The sequence below is a fragment of the Sphingobacterium ginsenosidimutans genome (assembly GCF_039536865.1).
Classification (GTDB): Bacteria; Bacteroidota; Bacteroidia; order Sphingobacteriales; family Sphingobacteriaceae; genus Sphingobacterium; species Sphingobacterium detergens.
In genome coordinates, this window is sequence record NZ_BAAAZK010000002.1 from 811,398 (window position 1) to 833,140 (window position 21,743).

Here is a 21,743-nt window from a genome sequence, read left to right on the forward strand (position 1 = left end):
ACTTAAATTCAATAGTACACTGAAATACAGTCAAATAATTTTTCGTTAATTACTCAAAAAACTCGCTCTAACGGTTATATTCGCTGTTTTCTTACGTGAAGTTGTATTAAAAGCCCCTCCCGAAGAGTACTCTTCGTTATCATTTTGGCCAGTTATCTGAAAAATTCCCAGATCGGCTTTCACCAGATTACCTAATCCCGCATTTGATTCCTTCGCAATATTGTCGGCACGTTGGTGTGCATTTTTCGATGCTTGAGAGATCAGTTCTAATTTCAGATCCTCCAGTTTTGAGTAATAATAATTTGGCGTACTCGAACTCAGCTCTATTCCTTTCGAGATCAATGTTGATATCTCTCTTGAAGCGTTGTCCACTTTATTCAGATCCCTAGATTCCACACTTACTGTCTGTGACAGGGTATAACCCGAAAATGTATTATAACCGTTCCCCTTTCCATCGGTATGGTATTCAAAATCTTTAGCGATATTCACGGCCTCAAAACGAATTTCATCTACCTTAATCCCCTGTTGCACTAAAAAGTCACGTACGAGATCACGATCTGTTGCCAATTGCGCCGAAGCTGCACTTAGTTCAAAATTCTTCCTACTGAATGTTGCGTTCCATTTTACCAGATCAGATTCAAAATCTTTCTTTGCATTGCCGTTGACGGTAATTGTTTGTGTGGATTTATATTTATACCGATATGCATTGCCCAAGATCCATGCAGTAAACAACACGGCAACACTCACGATAACAGAAACAATAATAGATGATGATTTCATAATCAGTTTTTTATATTTACGTAACAATGAATATACCAAAAAATCAACGATTTTTTATTTTTTATAGATAAATTGCAGCAAAAGAATTTAAACATGAATAAGAAAAATATCTGTATCCCACTCTGTTTTCTCGCGACCTTAGCTGTGCACGCACAAAAGAAACCAGTGGACCATACGGTATATGATAGCTGGCAAAGCATATCATCTCCCTATATCAGTAAATCCGGTAAATTTGTACTCTTTCAGGTTGCTCCACAAGAAGGAGATAGCCAACTGTTCCTGAAAACAAAAGAAAACAAAGAATTGATCCAGATTCCGCGGGGCTATAATGGCAAATTGACCGATACAGAAAATCATTTGATCAGCTTAATCAAAGCACCCTTTGCTGTAACACGTGAGGCAAAAATCAAAAAGAAAAAAACGGAGGATTTACCTAAAGACTCCCTGGCAATCTATAATTTAACCAGCTCTTCGCTTGTTAAATTTGCACAGGTGAAATCCTATAAAGTTGCAGAACAAAACAACAATTTTGTTTCCTTCCTATTTGATAAACAAGCAGACGAAAAAACAGGCTCATCCAAAAATCCGGCCGACACTACTCAAAACAAGAAGAATAGCAGCGACAAAAAGAAGAAAGCCGTCGCTACATTAGCTTTGTATGATCTTAATTCTGGAGATTCAGTCCAATTCTCGCTAGTAGATCAATATGAATGGAACAAAAATGGAACAAAACTTGTCTTTTCTAAGAAAACTGACGCAAAAGACAGCCTTTCTAGAGAATCTGGAGTCTATTTATATGATATAGCAACCAAAAACCTCAAAAAAATATCAACAGGCAAAGGTGAATACAAAAATTTCAGTTTTGATGAAACGGGCAATCAACTGGCTTACTTAGGTGATCTCTCCAAGGAAAAAGCATTGGTTAAAAACTATAACCTCTATTATTATACCAATGGTATCGATACCGCACAGTACCTAGCTACCAAAAATAGCTCGGGTATTCCCAAAAACTGGGCTGTCAGCGGAGATGGAAATATCCGGTTCAGCAAAAATGGTGAAAAGCTTTTCTTTGGTATCGCACCTATCCCACGTGTCAAAGACACGACATTAGTTGATTTTGAACATGCCAAAGTCGATGTGTGGGGCTGGCAGGATGACTACCTACAACCCATGCAGCTGGTCAACCTAAAAAAAGATCTTTCCAAAAATTTCTTAGCGGTTACCTACCCCAAAAGCAATCGTACGATTATCCCCCTGACAGATGAGACCTTCAATTCCACGACCCTTACAGCGGATGGAAACGCAGAGTATATATTGGCCCGTACAGATTTTGGCAAACGGATCGAAAGTCAATGGAAAGGTGGCACAAAAGAAGATATCTACCTGGTCTCAACAAGAACTGGTCAACGGGAATTAATTCTTTCCAACTTCTCGGGAAATGTGGCACTGAGTCCAGATGCAAAATATGTCGTTTATTTCGATGAAGAGAAAGGAACCTGGAATTCTTATCAGATTAGCTCTAAAAGGAAGGTCGTATTGAACGAAGGTATTCCGGCATCCTTTGCTGATGAGGAGAACGATATGCCTACCGCAGCGCAGGCTTATGGCATGGCGGCCTGGAGCGCTGACTATAAAGGCGTATACCTCAACTCACGTTATGATATCTGGTATTTTAATCTGGATGGATCCAATAAATCCATTCTCACCAACGGTTATGGCGCTGCCTCCCAAACGACATTCCGTTACCTCCCTTTACGACGTGATGAAGACCGTGATCAGCCATTGACCCTGGACTACAAAAAAGGAGGCTTCCTGACATCATTTGACAATAAAACCAAAGAATCTGGTTTTTATCAATTCAAAGGGCAGCACAATGACCCCAAAAGCCTCTTTGTTGAACCAAAAACATTTAGAAATATAAATGCTTCTGCTGATCAACAAACGATCCTTTATAGCAAGGAAGACTATAGCAATTCGCCCAACGTTTATATCAATAGTACCAAGTTCAAAGATGAACTGCAACTTTCCGATATTAACAAACAACAAGCAAATTATAACTGGGGCACCGCCGAACTTGTGCACTGGACCACACCAGCAGGTCATCAGGCGGAAGGTATTCTATACAAACCTGAAAATTTTGACCCTGCAAAAAAATACCCGATCATTGCTTATTTCTACGAGAAACTGTCGGATGGTCTTTATACCTACCAACCACCTGCTCCTACCCCTTCGCGACTAAATATACCCTATTTCGTAAGTAACGAGTATTTGGTATTTGCACCAAATATCAGTTATGAAACCGGACATCCCGGAAAGTCAGCAGAGGAATATATCAATTCGGGAATGCGTTATTTAGCACAAAACTCCTGGGTAGACAGCACCAAAATGGGCATTCAGGGACAAAGCTGGGGCGGCTATCAAGTAGCTCACCTGATCACACGCACCAATATGTATGCTGCAGCATGGACCGGAGCACCAGTAGTCAATATGACTTCCGCTTATGGGGGAATACGTTGGCAGTCGGGTATGTCACGTCAATTCCAGTACGAGCATACACAAAGCCGTATCGGAAAAACCTTATGGGAGGCGCCCGAACTCTATTTGGAGAATTCGCCCCTGTTTCACATGAACAAGGTAAATACACCTGTTGTTATTATGGCCAACGATAATGATGGTGCTGTGCCATGGTACCAAGGTATCGAAATGTTTACAGCATTGCGTCGGTTAAACAAACCGGTCTGGATGTTGAACTATAATGGCGACGAACATAATTTGATTCAACGACAAAACAGAAAAGATATACAGATTCGCGAACAGCAGTTCTTCGATCACTACTTAAAAGGAGCTCCTGCGGCAAATTGGTTAAAGAAAGGAGTACCGGCCACCTTAAAAGGAATAGACTGGGGACTTGATTACAACTAAAAATACTCGAAATAGGTCGATTTATACAAATCGACCTATTTTTTTTGACCAAAAACCAATTTCAGAGACACATTTTGTAAAAAAAATCAAAAAAAATTTCAGTTTTCCGCAAAAACACAATATTTTTGAAAAACAAAATCAACAAAACTGTAATTTAATTATAAAATACAAATGTCGAACCTAAGATTCAAAGCAGTAGAGGCAGCGGGCTCACGCCAGATTGCACAATTTGAAAAAGTTGAAACTAAAAAAGCAACTGACATCTACGGAAAGAACGTTTTTTCCGTAAACAAAATGAAAGACTACCTTCCTAAAAACTCATACAAGGAGTTAGTTGCATCCATCGAAGAGGGACAGATTATTTCAAGAGATTTAGCTGAGCACATTTCACAAGCGATGAAAACTTGGGCCCTGAATCATGGCGTTTCCCACTACACACACTGGTTTCAACCTTTGACAGGTTCGACAGCTGAAAAACACGATGCATTTTTCGAGCCTGATGAAAATGGCGAGGCCATCGAAAAATTCACGGCAGATGCTTTAGTTCAACAAGAGCCAGATGCTTCATCTTTCCCTAACGGTGGTATCCGTAACACATTCGAAGCAAGAGGATATACGGCATGGGATCCATCTTCGCCAGCATTTATCTACGAAACTGGTGCAGGTAAAACACTTTGTATCCCTACTGTATTTGTTTCCTATACGGGTGAATCATTAGATTATAAAGCACCTTTGTTGAAAGCAATCAATGCTGTTGATAAAGCAGCAACTGAAGTTGCACAATATTTTGATAAATCAATCACGAAAGTAAACGCTTCTCTTGGTATTGAGCAAGAGTATTTTTTAGTTGACCTTTCTTTATACAATGCACGCCCAGACCTTCAATTGACTGGACGTACGCTATTCGGCCACATGTCTGCAAAAGGACAACAATTGGAAGACCATTACTTCGGTGCGATTCCAGAGCGCGTATTAGCGTATATGGTTGACTTAGAAAATGAGGCGTTAAAATTAGGTATTCCTTTAAAAACGCGTCACAATGAGGTGGCACCCTCGCAGTTTGAGTGTGCGCCAATGTACGAAGAGATCAACTTGGCAATTGACCACAATCAATTGTTGATGAACGTGATGGAGCAAGTTGCTTTGAGACATAACTTCAAAGTATTGTTACATGAAAAACCATATTCTGGTGTCAACGGTTCTGGAAAACACAACAACTGGTCTTTAATTACCAATACTGGTGTTAATCTATTGTCTCCAGGCAAAACACCTAAAAATAACCTGATGTTCTTGACATTCTTTGTCAATACCATCAAAGCGGTATTTGAGAATGCAGATTTAATGCGTGCATCTATTGCAAGTGCGAGCAACGACCACCGTTTAGGTGCTAACGAAGCGCCACCCGCAATCATCTCGATCTTCTTAGGTTCTCAATTAGACGAATTATTGGAAGAAGTAGAATCAGCTCGTGTAGCCAAGAAAGTTAAAGCTGAAGCAAACTTGTGGCACGGTATCCCTAAAGTTCCAGAATTGAAATTGGATAACACGGACCGTAACCGTACTTCACCTTTCGCATTTACGGGTAACAAGTTTGAGTTCCGCGCTGTAGGTTCTTCAGCAAACTCTGCCCTACCAATGACGGTATTAAATGCTATCGTTGCTGCACAATTAAACGAGTTCAAAATAGAAGTAGACAAACAGATCAAAAAAGGCACGAAAAAAGATCTTGCGATCTTAAATGTTGTCCGTAAATACATCAAAGATTCAAAAGCTATCCGTTTTGAAGGAAATGGATACAGCGAAGAGTGGGAAAAAGAAGCGGAAGCACGCGGTCTTTCAAACATCAAATCTACTCCTAAGGCATTAGACGTCTACGTAAAAGAAGAGTCATTGGCTTTGTTTGAAGCAATGGGCATCTACACAAGACGTGAATCAGAAGCTCGCCATGAGATCTTGCTAGAAAACTTCTACAAGAAACTTCAAATCGAGGCTCGTGTGATCGAAGAGATGGTTAATAACCAAATCGCACCAGCATGTTTCATCTACCAAAACGAGTTGATCGAAAATGTGAAAGGCCTGAAAGACTTAGGTTTGGCTCAAGCAGCATTTAGCTCGCAATTGAATTTCGTAGAACGTATCTCGACACATGTAAACACAATCTTGGAACAAGCTGAAGCTATGCGTCAAGAGCGTAAAAAAGCAAACCAGATCGAAGATATCCGTGAGCGGTCAATCGCTTATGATGAATCGGTAAAACCATATTTTGATGTGATCCGTTACCATGTCAACAAATTGGAAAAAATCGTTGACGATAAAAAATGGCCTCTTCCAAAATTGAGAGAGATCTTATTCTTAAGCTAATATCGTTTAAATATAAAAAGAGAAGAGCATTCCGTCTGGAATGCTCTTCTCTTTTTATATATTGCCCGTTGAGCTAAAAAATACCCGACCCAGCTACTATTTTTTCAAACGGTTGTCCTCATCATTATTTCCGGCCCGCTTATCCAAGGATTTAATATTGACGTTTCCAAAACGGTAAGAAAGTGAAAGCCGGATCACTCTACTATCATACCCATTGCGAATGCGATAATACCCATTTTCCTGAACACTGGACAACCGTCGTTGACCTCTGGTATTCAATATATCATTTACGGCTAGCTTCACATTCAGCTTTTTATCAAGAAAGGTTTTCCCTGCTCCGAGATCAACACCATAGTAAGATTTAAAACTAAAGACACCATAGACAGCCGGTGAGAAATAATTAGCGGTCAGCTCCACATTGGTTGTCTCGCCAATTCGGATATCATGATTGGAGCTCACCTGAAAAGACAACTTTTCCAGCTGACGTTGAGCACCCGAGCGCTCGTCAAAATTATATTTGCTATAAAACGCAGTCAAGTTGTTGGAAGTAGTCCACCACTTAAGCACTTTAACCGGTATATTGATATTCATATTATAATAATCGAAATAGGTCAGGTTCCGATCCGTCTGTGCGATGGCCTTGGTTTCCGAATTGCTCTCTATGACCTGCGTGATCGCATCATTGGTTCTCTTATAACCAAGACTCAACAAATAACGCTCCTTAAAGGTATAATTCAGTTCATAGGAGTTGGTATATTGTGGATTTAAATAGGGATTACCATATTGATAGGTATATTGATCCAGGTAGTAGATAAAAGGATTCAACGCACCATAATCCGGACGGTCTATCCTTCGGCTATAACTTAGACCAAGTTTGTGATTATCATTGATCTGTTGTTGTATAAATACCGTTGGAAAGAAATCCGTATAATTACGTTTTGTCTGCTGTCCTAAGGTTATTGAATTGCCCAATGAACTGGTATTTTCAACACGGAGTCCGGCTTGCACAGAAAACTTTCCAAAGGACTTATTCAGCGTAAAATATGCTGCTGCGATGTTTTCGTTATACAAAAACTGATTGCTCTGCTTTTCGTTTCGCACAAATTCTCCGGCCGTGTTTTGATCCTCATAGATCAAAATATTATCCGTTTTCACACGACTATATTTCAGACCAGCTTCGAGTTTTGTTGTTTTGTCAAAGGGATGAACAAAATCTGTTTTGAAAACTAAAATTTTGGTATTGGACAACATGTCATTTCGAAAAATCTTTGGCAGTTTAAATTCGGCCCAATTGGGATCTAAGAAACGGTTTTTCACGGTGCTGTTATCGTTATTTTTGGAATACGAATAATCTGCATTCGCTGTCAGTTCAGTCCCCAATGTATCGAATGTTTTTTTATAATTGAGGTTGTAAGCCAAGTAGTGATAGGTGAAATCCGAAAAGTTGCTTCCCTGTACCACTGAATCCAATTTTCCTTTTTCCGAAGCGATTAAATTATCTCCATGCCGTGTAGAATTACCATTGCTTACGTTACCATTGACAACAAAGCCAAGTACTTCTTGTTTGCCCAGATTAAAATCTGCAGCGAATTTAAAGTTATGTCCGCGATAACGAAATTTCGAATAAGAATCCGAATTGAAATAGGTTGTTCCTACTGAATCCCTGACAGAACGATCGATCGTTAAATCATTAAAGCCCAAACTATTCTGGTAATTATAGGAAGCAAACAGATTTACCCAATTGTTGCGATGGTTGACCAGGAAACCGCCATCACCTTTTGTGTATTTTCCCTGTCCCAGATTGAAGTTCAAGCTAACGTTACTGCCGAATTGTGTGTTTTTTTTGGTTTTGATATTGATAATACCAGCGTTTCCAGCAGCGTCATATTTCGCCGGCGGATTGGTAAGGACTTCAATCGAGGCGATTGAATTTGAAGCCGTATTCTCCAACAGTCTGGAAACTTCATCTGCAGAGAGATAAGTAGGCTTTCCATCGATCATAATAATTACATTACTTTTACCGCGCAGGTTGATTTTTTTATTATCCAAAGTCACACCGGGAACTTTTTGCAGAAGTTCCAATGCGTTGTTTCCGGTTGCCAATACACTATTCTCTACATTGAGGACAATCTTGTCAATTTGACTTTCAATTAGGGGTTTCTTGCCAACGACCTGAGCCTCGCCCAAAACTCGTGTTTCCGCTTGCAAGCGAATGGTATCCAAAGACATGATCGCCCCCGCCTTCAATGTAATTTCGGTAGAGCGGTAAGTTGTATAACCTACTGCTGAAACTTGCATCATATACTTTCCGCTGGGCACTTCCACAAACTCAATGTCTCCATTCTCTTTCGACAACGTCCCTTTCAACGGAATATCCCCCGGACTCCGTAACAGTGAAATACTGGCCGCACCGAGCGGACTATTATCCTGACCAACAACAACAGCGTGAAGCTTCCCTCCTCCAGATTGTGCATAAACTGTTCCCCAGGCAGAAACAAGGATTATTATAATGGACAGTAGCAACGATTTATTTTTCTTTGGTTTCATCATGTATATCTTTATATCATCAATTAGGGCAGCAATACGCATTTATATATTGATGACAACAAACCTCGGATTTTCATTACAGGCTGACCAGCACAAATAGATGGATAACCAAAAACAGTCGGTAGAAAGCCAATTAACCTCGGTAAACCACATTGCATCCATACAATGAGTGGCTTACTACAGTTCTTCCAATAAAGGCTGTTCCGTCTCCAAACATGGCCCATCGGCACCGCTAATGCGTGTATGTAAAAAAAACAGCGTTTCAAACAGCACTTGTTTCAAAATAAAAATTCACAAAAACAACAATATTCAAAATAAATAAAATGTATATATAAAATATTAAGCATAATATTCGTATTTTTGCAGCGAAAATTAGTAAACTGATTGATGGGCATCGTGTCATTAAAGAAAAGATTCAACCGTATTTATAGCCTAGTTATTCGATTTATCCGAGGCGAGCACAGTGGTGACGCGCTGCGAAATGTATCCATCAGTATTTTACCGAGTTTAGCAATCTATTTATTAGGGGTTCCGGCGAGCACTGCTATTGGAATTGGTGTAGGCTCTTTGTTGACGACCTTGACGGATCCTCCAGGTAACCGCAAGGATAAACTATCCTCTGCATTGGTATGCATTCCAACATTCTTTGTTGCTTCGTTTCTTACGGCTTATTTATTCCCCGTTCACTGGCCCTTGGTTATTCTCCTTGGTTTAGCCGGATTTACTTTTACCTTATATGGTCTTTTTGGTCCGCGTTATGCTGCAATCGGCAACATGACTTTGATCTTAATGAGTTTTGTCATTGGTCTCGCACCAAAACATCCCTTGGCGGTCGGCCTACAAATCACTACAGGAGCAGCGATTTATTATTTGTTCAGCTTGCTACAGGCTTATATAAGACCCTACCGCTCCTTGAAGTATGCAATGGCAAATGGTTTTCAGGGTTTATCTCAATTCTTACTGATCCGTGCCCAATCCTATGACCCCAGCATTCCACTGGACATTACCTACAGTCGCGTGGGCAAAATTCATGGTCAGATCAGTGAACAACAGGAGCAAATCCGTTCATTACTGTTCCGCGAGAAAAAAATTATTGGTCATCAATGGCCCAAAAGTAATTATTGGCTCAGTCAGGTTTATGGTCTGATTGATCTGCACGAGCTCATCATCGCACTCGACCATGACTATGATGCAATCCGCAAGAATCTTGCAGACACAGGTAGCCTTCCTGTGATCCGTCGTGCAATAAAATTATTGGCATTAGAAATTGATAGCTTTTCACAGCCACGTATCAGATTCCGATATGCACAGCAATTGTATTACAATACAATTAAACTGAACGAACTCCTGATCGAGCTTAAAAACATTCAGCAACAACAAACCGGTCCAGCTGGCCCTATCCTACGGTCTATTATCACCAATATGGAGTCAATTCTCGAGGTGCTGCGTCGGATCCAGGTTGCTTTTTATCAGAATCAGGAAATTCAGGACAAAATAGATACAGCGGAATATCAACAATTTATCAATCGCCCCCTGGGCAGTCTGGATGAGATCAAAAACAAACTTCACCTTAAAAATCCGCTATTTCGTTTTGCATTACGTATGGCCCTACTTTTTGGTGTTGGCGCATTGATCGGCATTTTGTTTCTGGACTTCAAATATACCTATTGGATTTTGCTGACGATCGCTATCGTAGCGAGACCAGCATTTTCGATGACCAAAACCCGTAACATCGAACGGATTGTAGGGACATTTTCAGGTATTTTGATCGGCATCTCCTGCTTAGCATTCTTCGAGAGCCTCCCCTTATTGTTGAGTCTATCGGCAATTGGTCTTTTTGGCTTCTTTCTATTCAACCGATCCAATTATATGGTCAGTGTTATTTTTATCACATTGGGTGTTGTCATTGCGCTAAACCTATTTGAAGGTAATATCAATCTTATTTTGGGCAGCCGCATGGCTTTTACATTGGTAGGCGCATTTCTAACGATTGCGGGATACTTCCTGATTCCAGTACGCCAAAGCTCAAGCTTAGTGCATTTGGCAAAGGAGGTAGCAAGTTACAACCAACATTACTTCCAGATTATCAACCAACGCCTATCGGACAATCTACAGAGCTCTTTTGACATCCGGTTAGCGCGTAAAAAGGCGCAAACAGCGATGGCCCTATTTTCGGACTCCATCAACCAAATGAAGAAAGAGCCTGAACACAAATGGATAGACTGGTCCCATATTCACCATTTTCAGGCACTCTCCTATCGCATCAATTCGCATCTGGTCGGACTGTCCATTTCCATCAGTAAAAAGAATCCGGAAGCCCTGCACAACGACATCTATGTCAGAATAGATGAGTTAAAGCCGTTATTGACCGATTTGGATCAAATTGCGGAACATATCTCAGGCAGTAAAAAATAAGGTGCAATTCCTCCCTTAAAAAGTAAATAACCACATGATTTTCAACTTAGCCTATATTTCTGTAAGGTATTGAGAACATGTATTTACCAGATAGTTTTAATTAAAAAATTGTTTTTCTTTTGCATTAATAGAAAAGAAGTTTATATTTGCAGTGTCTTCAGATGAAGATTTCTAATCAACACCTTCCTTAATCAGCAGGTCTTGATTTATAAAGAAGTGGCGAGAGACTGGCTCTATGACCCACTGGCAACCTTCAATTTGGTTGAAAAGGTGCCAAATCCTGTCCAAAGCAATATCGTTTTGGAGCATATAAATGAAATAAGACAATGATTATTACATTACAGAAAACCATCAACAATTTAGGTTCATTTCAGACGAACCAACTAACAGGTAAAGGAGCAACACATAGCATTGCCATGTCTATGCGAATGCGCATGCATATGCACCTCCCAACTTGTTAAGCATCATTTTCCTTTTTCCTGGATAACGATATTAACAGACCTTTTCAGCAGGTGTGTATGCTTCCTTTTTTTCCTTGTTAACATTTTTTTGAACCCTTAAAATCTGATATATTATGTCTTCCAACAAAAATCTAAAATTCGAGACGCTACAAGTTCACGCTGGCCAAGTGGCAGATCCAACTACTGGATCCAGAGCGGTACCTATATACCAAACATCTTCATTTGTATTTGAGAATGCTGAACATGGAGCCAATCTATTTGCGCTGAAACAATTTGGCAATATCTATACACGGATCATGAATCCCACGACGGATGTTTTTGAACAACGTATTGCGGCGTTGGAAGGTGGAGTTGCGGCATTAGCTGTTGCTTCGGGTCAAGCGGCACAATTTATCGCCTTAAACAATATCCTTGAAAACGGTGATAACTTCGTGGCTGGTTCTAACCTATACGGTGGTACATTTAACCAGTTTAAAGTTGCTTTCAAACGCTTGGGTATCGAAGCCCGTTTTGCGACTGATGCCGAAGCAGATAAAATTGAAGCGCTTATTGACGATAAAACCAAAGCAATCTATGTGGAGACCATCGGCAATCCTAGTTTCAACATTCCTGACTTTGAAAAAATTGCTGCTGTTGCTAAAAAATATGATTTACCTTTAATTGTTGATAATACATTCGGTGCCGGAGGTTATCTGTTCAAACCATTAGAATATGGCGCACATGTTGTCGTTGAATCCGCAACAAAATGGATCGGCGGTCATGGCACAAGTATTGGTGGTGTCATCGTTGATGGCGGAAATTACAATTGGGGCAATGGAAAATACCCACAATTCTCCGAACCATCCGAGGGCTATCATGGCTTAGTATTCTCTGAAGTATTTGGTGAAAAAGGACCATTTGGCAATATTCAGTTTGCTATACGCGCCCGTGTTGAAGGTCTACGTGATTTTGGCCCAGCACTTTCGCCATTCAATTCATTCTTATTGTTACAAGGACTTGAAACACTGTCATTGCGCGTGCAACGCCATGTGGACAACACCTTAGAGGTTGCCAAATGGCTTGAAGCACATCCACAGGTAGAGAAGGTAAATTATCCAGGATTAAAAAGTTCACCGAGCTTTGCCAATGCCCAAAAATATCTCAAAAACGGTTATGGTGCTGTCCTTTCCTTCCAGTTGAAAGGTGATGCTGCTCAAAAAGCAAATGCTTTTATCGACAGCCTAGAGCTCATCAGCCATCTGGCCAATGTAGGTGACACCAAATCATTGATCATCCACCCTGCTGCAACGACGCACCAACAGTTAAGTGATGCAGATCAGGCAAATGCGGGTGTATTTCCGGGATTATTGCGCCTTTCTGTAGGAATCGAACATATTGATGATATCAAAGCCGACCTACAACAAGCATTCGATAAGATCAAATAATCAGGTACATCCATAAATTTAAGCGTAATGAGCAGGCATATTTATCAACATCCCGAGCCCTTTGTATTTGAAAACGGGAAAGAATTTGTCGATTTACAGATTAGCTACGAGGTATTTGGTGAACTCAATGCTGATCGCAGTAACGTGATTTGGGTCTGTCATGCCCTGACGGCAAATGCGAATGTATTGGACTGGTGGCCGGGCCTATTTGGTGCAAATGATCTGTTTAATCCGAATGATTACTATATTGTATGTGCCAATGTAATTGGATCCGCCTACGGTAGCAGCAATCCCCTATCCATCAACCCGGCAACGGGTCAGCCTTATTACCTATCCTTTCCGGAGTTTACGGTAAAAGATCTGGTCAATGCACATCAGTTGCTCGCAGCCCACCTGGATATCAATCAGCTTGAGGTTTTAATTGGCGGCTCACTAGGTGGCCAACAGGCCCTGGAATGGGCCGCATCCAACACAATCGCCATCAATCAACTCATTGTTGTCGGCACCAATGCGGTACATTCCCCCTGGGGCATTGCTTTTAATGAAAGTCAGCGTTTAGCAATTACGGCAGACCGTACCTTCTATGCCAACCATCCCGATGGTGGTAAAAAAGGTCTTAAAGTTGCCCGCTCGATTGCGCTGCTATCCTATCGCAATTATATCACCTACGACCATACACAACGGGATGAGGATGACAACAAAGTGAATGGATACAAAGCTGCGTCCTATCAAAATTATCAAGGCGAAAAACTTGTTAAACGCTACAATGCGTATAGCTATTTCTACCTAACAAAGGCGATGGACAGTCATAATTTAGCCCGGGGAAGGGCTTCTTTGGAAGTAGCATTGAACGGAATCAGCTGTCCGACACTGGTATTGGCTGTCAATACGGATGTATTGTTCCCACCAGCTGAACAGCGATTTATAGCGCAGCATATTCCAAATGCAACTTATCAGGAGATCGAGTCAAGCTATGGCCATGACGGATTTTTGATAGAGACAAAAAAACTGACGGCTATTATCCATAATTTTTTAGAGAATAAAAAAGCGTATATCAACGAATTAGTCTAAGAGAAGTAAACAATTATATAAGAGAATTTAAGAAGAGATATGAGTAATAAATTAACGATAGGGATGTTTGGGTTTGGCGTGGTAGGCCAAGGTCTCTACGACATTATCAAAACCAAAAATCTGAATCTGGAAATCAAGAAATTTGTCATCAAAAATGCGGACAAAAAACGTACGCTACCAGCGGATCTGTTTTCAACAGATCCTGAGACAATCCTAGCGGATCCAGAGATCAACACTGTTGTCGAACTGATCGATGATGCCGAAGCTGCTTACAAACTGACTGTACGTGCATTGAAATCAGGCAAAAATGTGGTGTCTGCAAATAAAAAAATGATTGCCAGTCACCTAGAAGAGTTGGTAGATATTCAACATGAATATGGCACCAGCCTACTTTATGAGGGCGCTGTCTGTGGAAGTATTCCCATTATCCGTAACTTGGAAGAATACTATGACAATGAGCTTTTGCATTCGGTCAGCGGTATATTCAACGGATCTTCAAACTACATTCTTTCGAAAGTCTTTAATGAAAACCAACAGTATGCAGATGCGCTAAAAAAAGCGCAAGAGCTGGGTTTTGCGGAAACAGATCCTACCCTTGATGTTGGCGGATATGACCCTAAATTTAAGGTCTGTATCGTCGCTTCACATGCTTATGGTATCTATGTCAAACCAAATGATGTCTTCAACATCGGTATTGACAAATTAGGTCAACAGGATATTCGCTTCGCAAAGGAAAAGAACTTAAAAATCAAGTTGATCCCTACAGCCAAAGAGATCGACGGCAATAAAGTCGTACTGTATGTACTTCCTCGTTTAGTAGGTAAAGAAAGCATGTTGTACAATGTAGAAAATGAAAATAACGGTGTATTGGTCAAAGCTGCTTTTGCGGATGAGCAATTCTTCTATGGCAAAGGTGCGGGTGGCCACCCTACCGGTTCGGCAGTATTGTCGGATATTGCCGCATTACGTTATGGTTACCGTTATGAATATAAAAAGCATTTAGAGTCCAGTGCCTTAAACTATAGCCAAGATTATCTGCTCAAGGTTTATTTAAGATACACTGACGATCAACTGATTGAGAAATTAAATTTCAGTGAGATCACCGAAAGATATTACGCAGCAGATTTCAAATATGTTATTGGCTCTATTAATCTTCAACAAATTGCAGCTCACAAGGCGGATTTGGACAAAGGGGGCAATTTCATTGCTGAGATCGCGTAGGCAATCAACAAACCAACCTACCTTCAAGGGGTGTTCCAAAAAATTTGGACACCCCTATTTTTTTTAAAATGCATATTTTTTATTGATTCGTATTTTTCATTAAGGAATCAATAAGCGCTACGTTCGGTTTATTGACCAGAAGGAACCTTCAATCGATTTTCAGCGCTATTGGTATTTGTGAAAGCCTGAAGGTTTTGTTTTATATATTCCTTGAAGTCATTTTTTAAAATTCTTCGGTCCCGGAAAGGTTAGCTTTTACTTTGTGGCCAACTACTGTTATTCATTAGCAAGTACTGCCATGACCAAACCTTAATTTGTACTGGCGCTGCTTTTCAAATGCACGGTCATTACCCCGCCTTTCACCAATTGTTCAAAAGGAAGCTGCCAGCCAGTCCAAGGCTTATTATTCAATCGGACCTGACCAACGTAAAAACTATCCGGATCCGTCTTTTTAACCTGAATTGTAAATTTGTTTTTTCGTAAAGTTTTGGGCAGTTGTATCGTCACTTTATCAAACAGAGGTGCTCCTATCTGAAAGGCAGGGTTTTCAGTTGTTAAGCTTCTCACATCGAATAAACCGATACCTGACAGTACGTACCAAGCGCCCAATTGGCCTTGATCTTCATCCTGCCCATAGCCATAACCGTGTATAGGATCGGTACCATAAAATTCGTTTGAAATAGCCCGTACCCATTTTTGACTGAGGTCGGGTCTTCCTGAAAAATAGAACAACCAGGAGATATGTAAGTTGGGCTGATTGCCATGGTTATATAAGCTTTCAATTCCGGCGAAGGCATCGATGTGGGTTCCACCACCAAAAACATTCTTTTGTGATACTGTAAATATACTGTCCAGGCGTTGATTGAATAGATCCTTTCCGACGAGCTTAACCAATTCCTGTGGAACGTGTGGCACATAAAACGTATACTGCCAGGCGTTACCTTCCTGAAAACCACGCCAAGGTTGATAAGGATTAAAATTTGGAATAAATTTCCCCAAACTGTCTTTTGGCCGCATGAATTTAGTCGATGGATCGTATAATCCTTTCCAGGCAGCTGAAAGTTCATGAAGTTTTCTGTAGTCTGCATCACGGCCGAGTGATTTTGCATATTGTGCTGCAGCAGCGGCCGAGAATGCATATTCCAACGTATGGGAAGCACCAAAAGGTGATCCGGTGGTCAATAATTCAGGACTACCGGTATTGTCCTGGATATAGGGTGAATAACCTTTATCGACAAATACCCCAACATCGAGCTTACCAGCTCCCGGAATCCGTCCGCGCGATTCAAGTTCATTTTTTCGCACAGCTTCATAAGCAAAATTCGTATCGTAATTCCGGATTCCGACATTATAGGCAGCAGCAATCGCCAATCCCGTAAAGTTAGTACCCACACCGGAGACATATTTACTATTGGCAATACCATCACCAAGCCAACCCGCATCGCGGTATACCAAGAGTTGGCTCTGTACCCAATCGTTGTAATAATCTGGATAGGCAATCGACCAAAGCTGTGTCAGGTTCCAAAATGCTCCCCAGATCGCATCTGTATTATAGTGCTGATGTATCGGTTTTCCTTGCGCATTTAAAGCGATCTGGCCAACTGAACCATCATTTTTGGGATAAGCCCCATTGATATCACTGGCAAGTCCCCGTCCAAGCAGGGCATGGTATAATCCTGTATAAAATTTTACGCGGTCCGCTTCTTTACCGCCTTCCACCAATATCCTTCCCAGTTCGTTATTCCAGGTCTTGAGCGCTTCCGTCTTCGCTTGATCAAATGTCAGATCTTTGGCCTCCTGCTGCAAGTTTAATCGCGCATTGTCTACTGAGGTATAGGACAAACCTGTCTTGATTGTAATGGATTCATCGGTCTTTGTATCGAACCGAAGAAATACCCCGGCACCCTTTCCCTGTATCGTTTTCTTTTCTTTAAAAATCACCGAATCCTGGAATGTTCCATAGGATTTTGGCAACTTGCTGAGCTCCGCAAAGAAATACATCTTTACAGTGGCTCCCGGCTGGTATTTCTGCACATAAACAGGGTTAGTGACCACATAACCCCATACAGACTGCTTATCATAATTTACCTCCGCATCCACCACTGGACCGCTTTCTCCCATGACATGTCCAATATTAAATATAATATTAGCGGCATCTGTTTTTGGGAAGGTATAACGATGGAAGCCGACTCTTTTGGTTGCAGTCAGTTCCGCCAGGACTGCATAGTCCTTCAATTTCACGCTGTAATAGCCTGAGGTGGCAAATTCGTCCTTCTTATCAAATGACGACCGATAACCACTTTGTGGCTGATCCAATTTACCCGGAACTGTTTTGAGCTGTCCTACCGAAGGTGCAAAGGTAATCCCGCCCACCTGAAATTCGTGAAAATTCGCGAAGCCTTCGATCGAGCTGTGTCTATCATCATAGCCCACCGCTTCCCAACCAGACTTATTACCATAACTTCCATCGGTACTTGGTGCCAATTTTGCCATCCCAAAGGGGACCGCCGCTGGGGTGTAAAAAAAATATCGGCTATGAACAGATCCGATATTCGGTTTTACCAGTGAGGTTAAATCAGTCTTCCCTTGTCCCTGCACACAGTTTACACTGAAGAATATGCAAAAAAAATAAAATATGAGTCGCTTTGCCATTGTTGTCAATTAGGTTCAAAAACAAACTTACGAAAAATAAACTATGTATAAACATTAAGGTATAATTTATTAAAAAAAGCGGGTAACAGACAGAGCTAAAAACACCATCAGATTGTAAAAATTTAAATACCATCCCAATTAGATCCTATAAAAAGCTTAAAACGATGGTTATTTTTATATTTTTGTTTGTACATACATAACAAACGACAACCAAGAAGTTTTAATTCAGCAAGGCCAATCTAAAATCAGCGATCATCACTCTTATTAAACCAATCGTACGTAAAGGCTACTGAAATGCTTCAACAATTCAACTAATAACAATAGTTCTCATGAAAAGAAAACTGACATTTTTTAGTCTTACATTTATTTTATTCGGAAGCAGTCTGTCCGCCCAGCAAAAAGTACCATCAAAAGGGACAGAACTTAAGCTCGCACAAGCCATTTTAGCCGATAAAAAGTTAAAATATGTAGACAGTTTAGCCCGACAGGTCATCAAAGAAGGTTTTAATGCCGGAAGTGGCTATTCGCAGATCTGGGCACGGGATCTCAATACTTTTATTGAAACTGCACTGGAGGAAAGATCGCCTGCCGATGTCCGGGGTGCTATTCTCCTGTTTTTCCAAATGCAACAGCCTAACGGTGAGATGGTCGACGGTTATGTGCTCAAGAAAGATTTTACCTGGCATGACGATACCCCCTATTATTCTAAAAATGCCCCCGGCCATGTTGGGTTTAAAAATACGGTCGAGACTGACCAAGAGAGCTCTTTGATTCAGTTACTGGGCAAATACATACAGAAAACCAAGGACTACAGTATTCTTGACGAATCGGTCGGTGGGCTTTCCGTCAAAGAACGTATACAGCTTATGCTGGACTACCTCAAACGAGAGCGGTACAATACAAAATATAATCTGCTATGGGGTGCAATGACTGCAGATTGGGGTGATGTACAACCACATGACGATTTTGGCTGTGATTGGAACGCACTTTCAAATGAAGCCATTGACGTATACGACAATGCCATGCTCATCATTGCCCTACAGCTATTGATTGAAATACAACCCAATGCAGCGAAAACCGCTGACTGGAAGGCCTTTAAAAAAGAGCTTAAAAAAAACAGCAGACGCTATCTCTGGGATCAAAAAAGGCAAAAATTTATTCCCCATATCTATCCAAAATCATCCCCCCTCCCTAAAGGTTTCGATGAAAATAAGATTCATTACCATGGCGGAACAGCAATTGCGATTGAAGCGGGTCTGCTCAAACGGAGCGAAATAGCAACTGTCAATAAGCAGATGCTCGAAAATGTACGTCTCTCCGGGATGCCAAGTATTGGTCTTACACTTTATCCGACCTACCCCGTTGGATTTTTCAAAGGTTGGATGGCTGAGCCTTATCACTATCAAAACGGTGGTGACTGGACCTGGTTTGGCGGAAGAATGATTCAGCAGCTTATCCAACATGGTTTCTATCAGGAAGCCTATGATGAATTACAGCCAATGATTGATCGTGTGGTCAAGAATAAAGGTTTTTATGAATGGTACGGAAAAAACGACGTCCCAAGTGGATCCGGGAAATTCAAAGGTTCGGCAGGTGTATTGAGCAAAGCCATCGCAATGATCAACCAGTGGGCATCGGAAACGGCTACTCAACAGCAATAATGCTATAAATGAAATGATCCACTAGCTTGCCGCTACTGGATCATTTCATATTTTAATAATCTCTTCGGCTTTCAACTGTATAGGTAAAGCTTTCTGCACGATAGAATCCCAGATTATATTCAATTGGCTTTCCAGACTGATCGAAAACAAATCGCTTCCGTGACAAAATAGGATCCCCGATATTAATTTCGAGTTTATCTGCGATAAATTTATTTGCCGCAATAGCGTCAATTTCCTCCTGCGAAAGATCAGCCACCACATGATAGTCAGCTTCCAATATTTCATACAAAGGACGTTTAAAATCTTCGTCGCCCGTCAAACCGATACGTGGATGGAAATAAGATATGAAATAGACGAATGGATCATCTTTCTTTCCCCGCAATCGCTCCAATTTCAACAGCTTTTGATCCTCATCAACAGCAAAAAATTTTGTAATGGCTTTATCAGGCACTACCCAGCTCACGTGTAGTTCAAAATTCTTGACCTCAATCCCACGATTCTTCATCTCCTGCGAAAAGCTCAGCCAATTTTTGGATTTCGAACTGAATTTGGAACTGGCAACCTTGGTGCCGATCCCCTTCTTTCTGATCAATAGCTCTTCATATACCAGCTTATTAATCGCCAGACGCAACGTGGAGCGGGAAATAGCCAAGCGCTTAGCCAGTTCTATTTCATTGGGCAACATCTTCCCCTCAATATATTCCGGCTGTTTTATCAACTCCCGCAATAGATTTTCTGCTTGTATATGCAGCGGAACTGGACTTTTGTGATCTATTTTTAAATTCATTACATAATATTGCTTAGGCTAAAATAAGATTTTTTGCATAATTAAAAAAATAGATATATGTTTGTATGTATATACATATAAAACTTATAAACCAGGTATGTCTAAGAATTTTATCATTATTTTATGCATCGTTTCACTGGGGGGGCTACTTTTCGGGTTCGATATGGCTGTTATAGCCGGAGCTTTGCCATTGGTTAAGCAGTTTTTCGGGCTGTCACCAGCACAGGAAGGTGTTTTTGTTAGTTCAGCACTGATCGGATGCATTATAGGTGTATTTTTTACGGGATCTTTTACAGACAAATACGGTCGTAAACAGGCCTTCATTGTTGCGTCCTTACTTTTCTTATTATCTGCGATCGGTTGTGGATTTAGTCCCAACTATACTTTATTGATTCTGAGCAGGGGTATCGGAGGACTAGGTGTGGGCATCGCTTCTATCGTCGTGCCTCTTTATCTTGCCGAAATATCACCCAGTAAATTCAGAGGCAGATCGGTTACCTGTTATCAACTGGCGATCACATTTGGTATTCTGATCGCTTATATTAGTAATTACTTTATTCTCCAACTGCATTCATTGCCACAGACAGAACTTTGGCGCGGTATGTTTTTAGTTGGTGCAATCCCTGCTATCCTACTCTGCTTGGGTGTTTATTTTATTCCCGAAAGTCCACGTTGGCTTGCAAAAAATGGGCGCAGCGAAGAGGTTGCTGTCATTAGCGCTAAACTTGGTCTGACAGATCTACATGATTCGCCAAGTCCAGCCAAAGGAAATATCCGCGATTTGTTTTCACCTATTTACCGCAGAGCTTTTCTCCTGGGATTATTCTTACCCTTGTTTTCTCAACTCAGTGGGATCAATGCGATCGTCTATTACGGGCCTAGTATCCTCCTTGAATCGGGTATCTCTTTAGCTAATTCCTATCACGCACAATTGTTTTTTGGCGCTGCAAATGTCTTATTTACCTGCTTTGCTATCTGGAAGGTAGACAATTGGGGAAGAAGACCCTTATATATTTTAGGTACATTGGGTGCGACCATCAGTTTGATCGTGACAGGCTATCTTTTCAGTCTGGAACAGACAAATAATGTCGCATTGATTGTTTCCATCCTCTCATTCTTGTTTTTCTTTGCTTTTTCTATCGGTCCATTGAAATTTGTGGTGGCAGCTGAAATTTTCCCCAATGCCATACGGGCGCGCGCAATGGGGATAAGCATTATGGTCATGTGGATCTCCGATGCTATCGTTGGACAGCTGACTCCGATTTTGCTTGCATCATGGGGTGCCCATTATACCTTTTGGTTATTCGCTTTCTTCTGCGCAATAGCTTTTATCGTTGTATTGGGCTATCTACCTGAAACAAAGGGAAAACCTTTGGAAGATATCGAAAAATATTGGATTGAAAAATCAAAAAAAAATCCCAGCAATCAAAACGCATAATAT

At 41.0% G+C, this 21,743-nt stretch carries 13 protein-coding genes and 1 riboswitch; of the genes, 9 read left to right on the forward strand and 4 right to left on the reverse strand.

Annotation, left to right across the window (positions count from 1 at the left end):
• Nucleotides 1–45: 45 nt before the first annotated feature.
• Nucleotides 46–780: an SIMPL domain-containing protein gene (locus ABFX33_RS03215; protein ID WP_346084257.1), complete on the reverse strand. Its 735-nt coding sequence runs from the start codon at nt 778–780 to the stop codon at nt 46–48.
• A gap of 93 nt (nt 781–873) precedes the next feature.
• Between ABFX33_RS03215 and ABFX33_RS03220 the strand changes: the two genes are divergently transcribed.
• Together ABFX33_RS03220 and ABFX33_RS03225 are read left to right on the forward strand one after the other, a co-directional pair.
• Entirely contained in the window at nt 874–3,702 is a 2,829-nt protein-coding gene (locus tag ABFX33_RS03220; protein ID WP_346084258.1) for a S9 family peptidase, read from the forward strand.
• A 171-nt stretch (nt 3,703–3,873) separates the two neighbouring features.
• Complete coding sequence (locus ABFX33_RS03225) at nt 3,874–6,063, forward strand: glutamine synthetase III family protein (protein ID WP_120258147.1); 2,190 nt, start codon at nt 3,874–3,876, stop codon at nt 6,061–6,063.
• Between the two features lie 96 nt (nt 6,064–6,159).
• On the opposite strand, the gene ABFX33_RS03230 is transcribed toward ABFX33_RS03225, so the two are convergent.
• Nucleotides 6,160–8,613 (reverse strand): TonB-dependent receptor domain-containing protein, encoded by a 2,454-nt coding sequence (locus ABFX33_RS03230; RefSeq protein WP_346084260.1) that lies wholly within the window; start codon nt 8,611–8,613, stop codon nt 6,160–6,162.
• Nucleotides 8,614–9,006: 393 nt separating this feature from the next.
• On the opposite strand from ABFX33_RS03230, the gene ABFX33_RS03235 reads away from it, so the two are divergent.
• From ABFX33_RS03235 to ABFX33_RS03255, 5 genes are all read left to right on the forward strand, one after another.
• Entirely contained in the window at nt 9,007–11,025 is a 2,019-nt protein-coding gene (locus ABFX33_RS03235) for an FUSC family protein (RefSeq protein ID WP_346084261.1), read from the forward strand.
• A 203-nt stretch (nt 11,026–11,228) separates the two neighbouring features.
• Nucleotides 11,229–11,341, forward strand: a riboswitch (SAM riboswitch).
• A gap of 10 nt (nt 11,342–11,351) precedes the next feature.
• A complete protein-coding gene (locus ABFX33_RS03240; protein ID WP_257089796.1) occupies nt 11,352–11,486 on the forward strand; it encodes a hypothetical protein in 135 nt (44 codons plus the stop codon).
• A 113-nt stretch (nt 11,487–11,599) separates the two neighbouring features.
• The gene (locus ABFX33_RS03245; RefSeq protein WP_077434955.1) at nt 11,600–12,910 is read left to right on the forward strand and encodes an O-acetylhomoserine aminocarboxypropyltransferase/cysteine synthase family protein; all 1,311 of its coding nucleotides are present in this window, start codon (nt 11,600–11,602) and stop codon (nt 12,908–12,910) included.
• A gap of 27 nt (nt 12,911–12,937) precedes the next feature.
• Nucleotides 12,938–13,981, forward strand: coding sequence for a homoserine O-acetyltransferase family protein (locus ABFX33_RS03250; RefSeq protein ID WP_346084263.1), 1,044 nt, complete (start codon nt 12,938–12,940; stop codon nt 13,979–13,981).
• A 39-nt stretch (nt 13,982–14,020) separates the two neighbouring features.
• On the forward strand, nt 14,021–15,202 hold the full coding sequence (locus tag ABFX33_RS03255) for a homoserine dehydrogenase (RefSeq protein WP_346084264.1): 1,182 nt from the start codon (nt 14,021–14,023) through the stop codon (nt 15,200–15,202).
• Between the two features lie 309 nt (nt 15,203–15,511).
• Here the strand turns inward: ABFX33_RS03255 and ABFX33_RS03260 are convergent, their stop codons facing one another.
• Nucleotides 15,512–17,854: a GH92 family glycosyl hydrolase gene (locus ABFX33_RS03260; protein WP_346084266.1), complete on the reverse strand. Its 2,343-nt coding sequence runs from the start codon at nt 17,852–17,854 to the stop codon at nt 15,512–15,514.
• A gap of 329 nt (nt 17,855–18,183) precedes the next feature.
• Here ABFX33_RS03260 and ABFX33_RS03265 point away from each other — a divergent pair, with 329 nt between their 5' ends.
• Entirely contained in the window at nt 18,184–19,515 is a 1,332-nt protein-coding gene (locus ABFX33_RS03265) for a glucosidase family protein (protein WP_346084267.1), read from the forward strand.
• 52 nt (nt 19,516–19,567) lie between these two features.
• Here the strand turns inward: ABFX33_RS03265 and ABFX33_RS03270 are convergent, their stop codons facing one another.
• Nucleotides 19,568–20,302: a GntR family transcriptional regulator gene (locus ABFX33_RS03270; RefSeq protein ID WP_120258154.1), complete on the reverse strand. Its 735-nt coding sequence runs from the start codon at nt 20,300–20,302 to the stop codon at nt 19,568–19,570.
• Between the two features lie 97 nt (nt 20,303–20,399).
• Here ABFX33_RS03270 and ABFX33_RS03275 point away from each other — a divergent pair, with 97 nt between their 5' ends.
• A complete protein-coding gene (locus tag ABFX33_RS03275) occupies nt 20,400–21,740 on the forward strand; it encodes a sugar porter family MFS transporter (RefSeq protein ID WP_346084269.1) in 1,341 nt (446 codons plus the stop codon).
• Nucleotides 21,741–21,743 lie beyond the last annotated feature (3 nt).